Source organism: Pedobacter sp. UBA5917 (assembly GCF_002432345.1).
Lineage (GTDB): Bacteria > Bacteroidota > Bacteroidia > Sphingobacteriales > Sphingobacteriaceae > Pedobacter.
Genome location: NZ_DJDT01000285.1, coordinates 44,312 through 51,899, shown reverse-complemented (window position 1 = coordinate 51,899; position 7,588 = coordinate 44,312). Strand labels below are relative to the sequence as shown.

Here is a 7,588-nt window from a genome sequence, read left to right as displayed (position 1 = left end):
GCGAGGAGGTACGACGAAGCAAATTATTGCGAGAAAGATTGCTTCGTCGGCTGAAAAAGCCTTCTCGCAATGACGACAACTATTAGAAAATTACGGCTTCGTACTAATCTGGATAGCCTGTGTATTCCGGTCAATTTTCATATCAGAAATTTTATTCGGGTTCAGTTTATCCAAATCTTCTTTCGTGATTTTATTTCCGTTTAAAAAGTAGGATGTATTTTCTTTAAGTACGATATCACTTACTCTTCGCTGATTTCCATTTTTCGCATCCGAAATAGTAGCTGTTGATTTCACCAAAAACATAAAACCTACACCTTTTTTCTTCGGAGTTGGCAGTTCCTGGAAATCACCATCATTATTGGTTGATACTTTTACATCAATATTCTTATGGTCTGATTTTACCGTATCAACAAAGCTAAAATGCTGTACAAAAGTTTTGCCTTTAAAATCGCCATCAGTTTTAAAGCTCATTATCCTCACTTTTTTCCCCGCGCCTTTTAATACTTCTTCTATCGATTTACGGGAAGAATCTACCCCGTCGCTTATACTTTTAATAATAAAAGTCATTTTGGTAACGGTATCCGGTGTTTTAAGGGTATCGATAAATATTTTTGCTTTTGTTTTGGGCTTTAGAACTGTTTTGGGCTTTACCTGTACCGCTACAATTTTTTCGGGCAGCACATCATTCACCATTTTGGTTAAAGGGGCCAAATGCGTTTTTATTTCCTTTTTATCGATGGTAAATGCAAGGGTAACACAAAGCAGTACAGGTAGTACAAATAAATATCGTGTTAGGTTTACTTTGGATGAACGTTTGGCATTCATCATCCTGATCCGTTTTTTAAGGTCGTTCAGGTTAAAATTATTTACAATGGCCACCGATGGCTGTAAAGTGCCCACATCGAGCAAACTGTATTGGTAAGCTTTTTTATCGATACCCTTTTTCAGGATCTTGGCGTCGGTAATAAACTCAATATTTTCGCGCACAGCTTTTTTCATCAGCCAAACGCCCGGGTTAAACCAATAAAAAATCACACAGATTTCGGCAAGGATAATATCCAGCGTATGCCACTCTTCTACATGCACTTTTTCGTGTTCGAGGATATTGTTCAGATCCTGTTTTTTATGTAATTGCGGATTGATATAAATGGTTTGCCAAAAACTAAAAGGACTTACCTTTTCATTTAAAATCCTCACTTTATAATCGGCCACACGATCGGGTGAAGAGTTTTTATGCATCCTGTACAGCGAAATAAACTGCACCAATAATCTTAAGGCCATTAGTAATACGCCTAAATAAAAAAGTACGGTGAGTACCTGCCAGAATAAAGGAACAGCATCCGGTTGTACCAAACTGCTTACGCGCTGGTTTAATCGGGGAACAAAAGCCGGAATAGCCTGTCCACCTGTAAAAAAATCGGTAAGGTTGATAAACGGGTATGCAGATGAAAATACGATCCCAAACAACAAAAACATCCTGTTGAGGGTATAAAACGTTAACCTGCGCAGCACCAGATAATAGGTTGCCGAAAACAGGATCAGCACCAGGTTAATCTTTAATAGGATGATAAAGAAATGTGGCATGGCATTTACTTTTCAGGGTTCTCAATCAAATTAATAATTTCCTTTAGCTCTTCGGCACTGATTTTTTTATCCTTTGCGAAAAAAGCGACCAGTTCTTTGTACGAACTTTGGAAATAATTATTTACGAAACCGCTCATAAAGCGCTTTTTATACTCTGTTTCTTTAACCTTGGCGCTATAGCGGTTGGCATTGGCAAAACGTTCGCTTACCAGATAACCTTTGCGCTCTAAATTTTTAACGGTTGATGCAAGTGTGGTATATGGTGGTTTCGGCTCAGGAAGTACATCCATAAAATCTTTTATAAAACCCTTGCCAATCTGCCAAACAGCCAGCATAGCCTCTTCTTCCTGTAATGTTAACTTTTCCATTATTACGAATATATCGTAAATATACGAAAAGATCCTAAAAACAAAAGCACTAACGAGTTATGATTTATCTGATAGTAAAAGGTTAATTGGTTAACTGTTTAAATCGGTTAACTGTCGCCAATGCAAAGTTCGTCATTGCGAACCGAAGCGTGGGATTATACGGGCGGTGTGAAGTAATCTTTGTAGTTCGTTGGCTCACTTGTTATTGGTTAATTTATCTGGTTAATTCTACAAATTGGTTAACTGATATAAAACTACCTGCTTCTACTCCGCTCAGGGTGATAATTCAATAAAAAGGTCGTCATCTCGACTGGAACGTAGTGAAATGGAGAGATCTATGATAGATTTCTCGACTGCGCTAAACTCCACTCGAAATGACGACCCTGGGTATTGTGTTTTTCTTTCTCTACTTCCGACTAAGGACTAAAGACTGAGGACTAAGAACTATTTCCCGCTTCTCCGCTCTGCCTGGTTCAACGTTTCTTCGATCACTTTTCTCATTTGTACGGCTGCATCCAGTAATTTAGGGTTACCATCGAAATCGCCATAAACGATTACGTGTTTAGATTTCTTTTTATAATTAAACTGGATATCGTAACGCGGTACAGCCATTGATTTTGGACTTTTCTTCCCAATGGTATCAGGAAAATTCCAAAGTCCGATTTCGTTGGCTTTAGCGTGCATGTACAGGATATCATCACTCTTTAGAAAAATCTTTTTCTTTATGGTAGAATCTGCTTTAGTTACATACTGATATTCGCCCGTGGCCGAGTTGTAACTGTTTTCTAAGGTATCTTTTACCCCCCATTTATATTGCATGGATACAAATTCGTTTTTCCTGAATGGAGCATTCTGGATAATCGGCTTGTAATAGATATAACAATAGATAATCATCGGAACAATGATGCTTAGGGCTAAGAATATTTTTTTTCCTCTACTTGACACTTTTATATTGAATTAATGAATTTTGAATTATTGAATGAACGAATGATTGAATGTTAAACAGGACTAAAGACTCTAGACTTCAGACTCCTTAAGTTCCCCTTCCCATTTACTTACCACTGCGGTAGCAATACTGTTTCCAACCACATTGGTTGCAGAACGGCCCATATCCAATAACGGATCGATACCGATCAACAAAGCCAAACCTGCTTCAGGAATATTGAAACTTGCAATGGTTCCGGCGATTACCACCAAAGAAGCCCTTGGTACACCCGCAATACCTTTACTGGTTAACATCAGGATTAAAAGCATCGAAATTTGTTGTTCAAAGCCCAAATGTATGCCATAAGCCTGTGCAATAAATAATGATGCAAAAGTCATGTACATCATCGAACCATCGAGGTTAAACGAATAACCTAATGGAAGCACAAAACTTACAATTTTATCTTTACAGCCAAAACGCTCTAACAGCATCATCGTTTTTGGATATGCAGCTTCGCTACTTGCGGTACTAAAGGCCAAAATTGCAGGTTCTTTCATATCATTTACCAAACGGAAAATGCGTTTTTTCAACACCAAAAAGCCTAAAAAGATCAATACCATCCATAAAATACCCAGACCAAGGTAAAACTCACCGATAAATATAGCATAGGTATGCAGTACATTGAGCCCCTGTTTAGCGATAATTGCTGTCATGGCTCCAAAAACGGCCAATGGAGCAAAATTCATCACATAACCGGTCATTTTTAAGATTACATGGGCAATGGCATCAAATGCCTTGATCACTACTTTACCTAAATCGCCGATTGCGGCTGTTGCCACACCAAAGAACAATGAAAATATTACAATCTGTAAAATTTCATTATTTGCCATTGATTCGGCAATACTTTTCGGAAAAACGTGCGCAATAAAATCTTTAACACTCATTGCAGTTTTCTGTATACCGGTATTCACCAACTGATCGGGCAGTGATAATTTCATGTGCCTTCCAGGTTCGAACAGGTTTACAAGGATCATTCCCAATACCAGCGACATTAACGACATGGCCAAAAACCAGCCCAGTGTTTTACCGCCGATACGGCCTACGGCTTTAATATCGCCAACTTTTGCTACACCAACCACCAAAGTGGTAAATACCAATGGGGCAACAATCATTTTAATCAGGCGCAGGAAAATATCGCTCAACAGCGTAAAATACTCCAGTTTTTTCTCCCTGATGTCTTCGTTTTCCTTTTTGATTTTGGCAGTAGCCTTTCTTTCTGCTTTTAGCTGTGTGTAAGCTATGCCAGTGGTATCGGTTGATTTGGCTATGCTTACCTCGATACTTTTAACTTTCGCATCTGCGTTGAGTATTTTCTGGTTATAAACATCGATTGAGTTTACATTTAGAATGTAGCCCAGTGCAATACCCGCAATCAGCGCTATGAAAATAAAAAGCGTGAGTTTGTTTTTCTTCATGAATATAAAAAGTTTGTGGTACTCTTAATTTGGTAAAACTACGATATTTACGGCTTGTAACAAATTTTGATCAGGGCTCGCATCAAAAAATACTTCAATATTGTTGGGTTAAACCATCCGGCAAAGCAAAAATAATTTAACCACAGATAAAAAGGATGCACACAGATGGGAAAATCCATGTTTATCTGTGCCCATCAACGGTTATTTTTTTTAACTTAATCATATAAAAATATATTATTTTTGGACCCTCGGTGTAACAAATCCGGGTACATCACCATCTAAAACGCAACTATAAATCCCTAAATGGAACAAAAAGACAAGTTATTTAAAGAGATTTTTGATTCAAATTCCAAAAAGATATTCCATTTATGTTATGGTTATACCGGCGATACCGATGCTGCAAATGATCTTTTACAGGAAACTTTTTTAAAGGTTTGGCAAAATCTGGACAAATTCAGGAACAAGTCTTTAATTTCTACATGGATTTATAGAATTGCGGTAAATACCTGTTTAACTTACCTGAGATCGGAAAAGAGACAGGCTAAAGATGAATTAACGGACAATATTATAGAAAATAAAATAGAGGAATTTTCAGAGAAAAATGAACAGGTTGCCCTACTTTATAAATGTATATCGAAGCTTGAAGAAAACGACCGTTTGATTATTACCATGGTGCTTGATGAGTTGCCATACCACGAAATTGCCGATATCTCAGGGATAAGCGAAGGCAATTTAAGGGTAAAAATTCACCGAATTAAACAAAAATTAACAGAATTATATAGCCAGTATGCAAGCGTTTGATCAATTACAGGAGTTGTGGCAAAACCACGAGGTAGACGTTAAGGTTTCTGCCGATGAAATGCTACAGCAGGCGAAGAAAGAAGTAAATGGCATCAAGCTAAAATCGGCTTTGAACATTTTAGGGATGCTGGCGTCTTTTATTGCCATTGCGGCCTTATGGATATTTTTCCACTTCGAATCATGGACTACCCATGTGGGCATCAGCATCACCATTATTGCCATTGGTGTATATACCCTGATCCTTTACCGCGATTACAGGTTGATTTCGAAAACCGACTTTACCGCGCACCCGCACGAATACCTGAACAACTTAAAAATCTATCAGTTAAACCGTTACAGATTATACAATTCGCTGTATTGGTTTTATATGATCGCACTTTCGCTTGGTATTATATTTTATTTTGTCGAAATCCTTTCCCACTTTAATACCATTCAAAAAGTTTTGGCAGTGGGCTTAACTGCCCTATGGATGTTATTCTGCTCTACGGTTTTAAGAAAGGCAGTAATGAGCAGGGAAAAAGAAAGGATTTCTTTACTGATCGAGAAATTTGAACGCATTAGCGGACAGATTTCTACCCCCGAGTAATTTTAGGCACGGTTTTTTCGTTGTAAAAATCAACACATGAAGAGACTGATTATACCTTTATTATTTTTGCTGGCATTGCCCTGTACTTTTGCCTTTAAACAAGACCTAAGCCAACCGGTACAACTGGATTGGGAAACACATTTTAAAGGCAAGGCAGATATGCGTTCGCCATTTTTTGCCTTAACAGCGATGACATGGAAGTACAGTTACGAAAGCACTGTTTACCGTAACCGCGTGGCCATTAAACTTAAAAATGAAGTTACCATCGACAAAACCAGATCCTGGGTAAAGTGGGACAAAATTAAGGATCCTGAAATAAGGGCCAGTTTGCTGCACCACGAGCAGGGACATGCCAACATCCAATATATTTTGCTTTTAGAGGCCGAAAGGGTATTAAAAAACCGAAATTATTCGGTAAGCAATTACAAAGCTCAAATTTCGGAGCTTGCCAACCAGATCAGCAGTTTTTTTGATACGATGCAGCGCAATTACGATGATGAAACCGAACATGGCAGCAATCATAAAATGCAGGCACGCTGGGATGAAATTATCCAGGATAAGATGGACGAATCAAGGGCTGCACTGGCCGAGCTACAGAAATAATTTTGGGATAAATACAATGGCTCCAACCGCTACCGCCAGAAAAGCAGCAACCAAAACCGCAGCCGCGGCAAGGTCTTTTACCACCTTAATTTTTGGATGATACTCTGGTGAAACTACATCGGCCAGTTTTTCGATCGCAGAATTAAGGATTTCGGCCACAAAAACCGCAGAAATTACGGATAAGATGGCAATCCACTCATAAGCCGAAATTTTGAGGTAGAAAGATAAACCAATGGCAACAATGGCTGCAAATAAATGAACCCTCCCGTTATGATCATTGATAAAAAAGAGTTTTAAGCCATTAAATGCATATTTAAAGCTCTTGATGCGATCGATAATTGAGAATTTCTGGTTATCCATTGTTTTAGTTAAACTATAAAGATCCTTCGACTACGCTCAGGATGACAACTCTAATAAAAAATCGTCATCTCGACTGAAACGCAGTGAAATGGAGAGATCTATCTCGAGACAGATCTCTCGACTACGTTGCACTCCGCTCGAAATGACGGCTATTGAAATGGAAGTGTTACTCCGCCATACGCTCTACGCTTAGCGCCATAAGCCTTTCAGCTTTAGGCTTTGGTCTTTCACCTTAAACCTTCCACTTTACTTCCCTTTCTTCTCTTCAGGTTTCACCTCACTCGCAGAAAAACTATTCCCGCTTAACCTATATTGCAGTGTTCTGTTAATCGTTTTAGTGCTATCAGCCGGATCTTTTATAGGGAAAGAACGGAAAAGATCGCCATTTTTGATAAAAAATTTGTCGTTGCCTGTATAACCTTTCTTCTGGCCTGCGCTTAAAGATGGAAAACCTATTTTATTAAAATCTCCACCCGCGTATTCGAAAACATTAAGGTCTGAAATATTCTTTTTACTTAACAATTGAATATACAGTTCCGGATTCCCATCGTTATCAAGATCCATATTCCAGGCATCGGTAATAATGCCTTTGCGGTCTACTGCGGCCGATCTGTAATTATTGCGGATAGAATCAGACATCAAAATCTGGTATCCGCCGATTGAGTCTACTCCTTTTCCCCAGCTTACAATTTCGAAATTTAATCCGGGTTTTATTTCTATATCCTTATAAAAACGGAAAGGGTTCTTTTCTACTTTGGCGGCTTCGGCTTTAATTTCTTTGGGTTTTTCTTCGGTGCATGCAAAACAGAACAGCACCCCTGTAATTAACAAAAGGTGCTGTAATGCGTATTTCTGTAGTTTCATTCTATTTGGGTTCATTTTGGTT

Annotated in this window: 9 protein-coding genes; 3 read left to right on the top strand and 6 right to left on the bottom strand. The window is 38.5% G+C overall.

Annotation, left to right across the window (positions count from 1 at the left end):
• Positions 1–90: 90 nt before the first annotated feature.
• The 4 genes from B2V92_RS19890 to B2V92_RS19875 form a co-directional block, all read right to left on the bottom strand.
• Positions 91–1,584, bottom strand: coding sequence for a M56 family metallopeptidase (locus B2V92_RS19890; RefSeq protein WP_293311509.1), 1,494 nt, complete (start codon positions 1,582–1,584; stop codon positions 91–93).
• Positions 1,585–1,589: 5 nt separating this feature from the next.
• Positions 1,590–1,952 (bottom strand): BlaI/MecI/CopY family transcriptional regulator, encoded by a 363-nt coding sequence (locus B2V92_RS19885; RefSeq protein ID WP_025146770.1) that lies wholly within the window; start codon positions 1,950–1,952, stop codon positions 1,590–1,592.
• Between the two features lie 444 nt (positions 1,953–2,396).
• Complete coding sequence (locus tag B2V92_RS19880; protein WP_293311506.1) at positions 2,397–2,897, bottom strand: hypothetical protein; 501 nt, start codon at positions 2,895–2,897, stop codon at positions 2,397–2,399.
• 72 nt (positions 2,898–2,969) lie between these two features.
• On the bottom strand, positions 2,970–4,352 hold the full coding sequence (locus B2V92_RS19875) for a dicarboxylate/amino acid:cation symporter (protein ID WP_293311504.1): 1,383 nt from the start codon (positions 4,350–4,352) through the stop codon (positions 2,970–2,972).
• 303 nt (positions 4,353–4,655) lie between these two features.
• Here B2V92_RS19875 and B2V92_RS19870 point away from each other — a divergent pair, with 303 nt between their 5' ends.
• Genes B2V92_RS19870 through B2V92_RS19860 form a run of 3 tightly spaced genes read left to right on the top strand, consistent with a single transcriptional unit; the run spans position 4,656 to position 6,342 of the window.
• Positions 4,656–5,153: an RNA polymerase sigma factor gene (locus B2V92_RS19870; protein WP_029275756.1), complete on the top strand. Its 498-nt coding sequence runs from the start codon at positions 4,656–4,658 to the stop codon at positions 5,151–5,153.
• Positions 5,140–5,739: a hypothetical protein gene (locus tag B2V92_RS19865; RefSeq protein ID WP_293311497.1), complete on the top strand. Its 600-nt coding sequence runs from the start codon at positions 5,140–5,142 to the stop codon at positions 5,737–5,739. Before B2V92_RS19870 ends, B2V92_RS19865 begins: the two co-directional genes overlap by 14 nt.
• 36 nt (positions 5,740–5,775) lie before the next feature.
• Positions 5,776–6,342: a DUF922 domain-containing protein gene (locus B2V92_RS19860; protein ID WP_293311495.1), complete on the top strand. Its 567-nt coding sequence runs from the start codon at positions 5,776–5,778 to the stop codon at positions 6,340–6,342.
• Here B2V92_RS19860 and B2V92_RS19855 read toward each other — a convergent pair.
• Both B2V92_RS19855 and B2V92_RS19850 read right to left on the bottom strand, forming a co-directional pair.
• Positions 6,331–6,702 carry a diacylglycerol kinase family protein gene (locus B2V92_RS19855; protein WP_293311493.1) on the bottom strand — a complete coding sequence of 124 codons (372 nt, stop codon included), beginning with the start codon at positions 6,700–6,702 and terminating at the stop codon, positions 6,331–6,333. The two genes, B2V92_RS19860 and B2V92_RS19855, sit on opposite strands and share 12 nt — an antisense overlap.
• A 246-nt stretch (positions 6,703–6,948) precedes the next feature.
• A complete protein-coding gene (locus tag B2V92_RS19850) occupies positions 6,949–7,566 on the bottom strand; it encodes a hypothetical protein (protein ID WP_293311491.1) in 618 nt (205 codons plus the stop codon).
• Between the last annotated feature and the right edge of the window lie 22 nt (positions 7,567–7,588).

Excerpts from the sequence above, each read along its gene's own strand:
- B2V92_RS19890 (WP_293311509.1), bottom strand. The coding sequence starts at position 1,584 with ATGCCACATTTCTTTATCATCCTATTAAAGATTAACCTGGTGCTGATC.
- B2V92_RS19885 (WP_025146770.1), bottom strand. The coding sequence starts at position 1,952 with ATGGAAAAGTTAACATTACAGGAAGAAGAGGCTATGCTGGCTGTTTGG.
- B2V92_RS19875 (WP_293311504.1), bottom strand. The coding sequence starts at position 4,352 with ATGAAGAAAAACAAACTCACGCTTTTTATTTTCATAGCGCTGATTGCG.
- B2V92_RS19870 (WP_029275756.1), top strand. The coding sequence starts at position 4,656 with ATGGAACAAAAAGACAAGTTATTTAAAGAGATTTTTGATTCAAATTCC.
- B2V92_RS19865 (WP_293311497.1), top strand. The coding sequence starts at position 5,140 with ATGCAAGCGTTTGATCAATTACAGGAGTTGTGGCAAAACCACGAGGTA.
- B2V92_RS19860 (WP_293311495.1), top strand. The coding sequence starts at position 5,776 with ATGAAGAGACTGATTATACCTTTATTATTTTTGCTGGCATTGCCCTGT.
- B2V92_RS19855 (WP_293311493.1), bottom strand. The coding sequence starts at position 6,702 with ATGGATAACCAGAAATTCTCAATTATCGATCGCATCAAGAGCTTTAAA.
- B2V92_RS19850 (WP_293311491.1), bottom strand. The coding sequence starts at position 7,566 with ATGAAACTACAGAAATACGCATTACAGCACCTTTTGTTAATTACAGGG.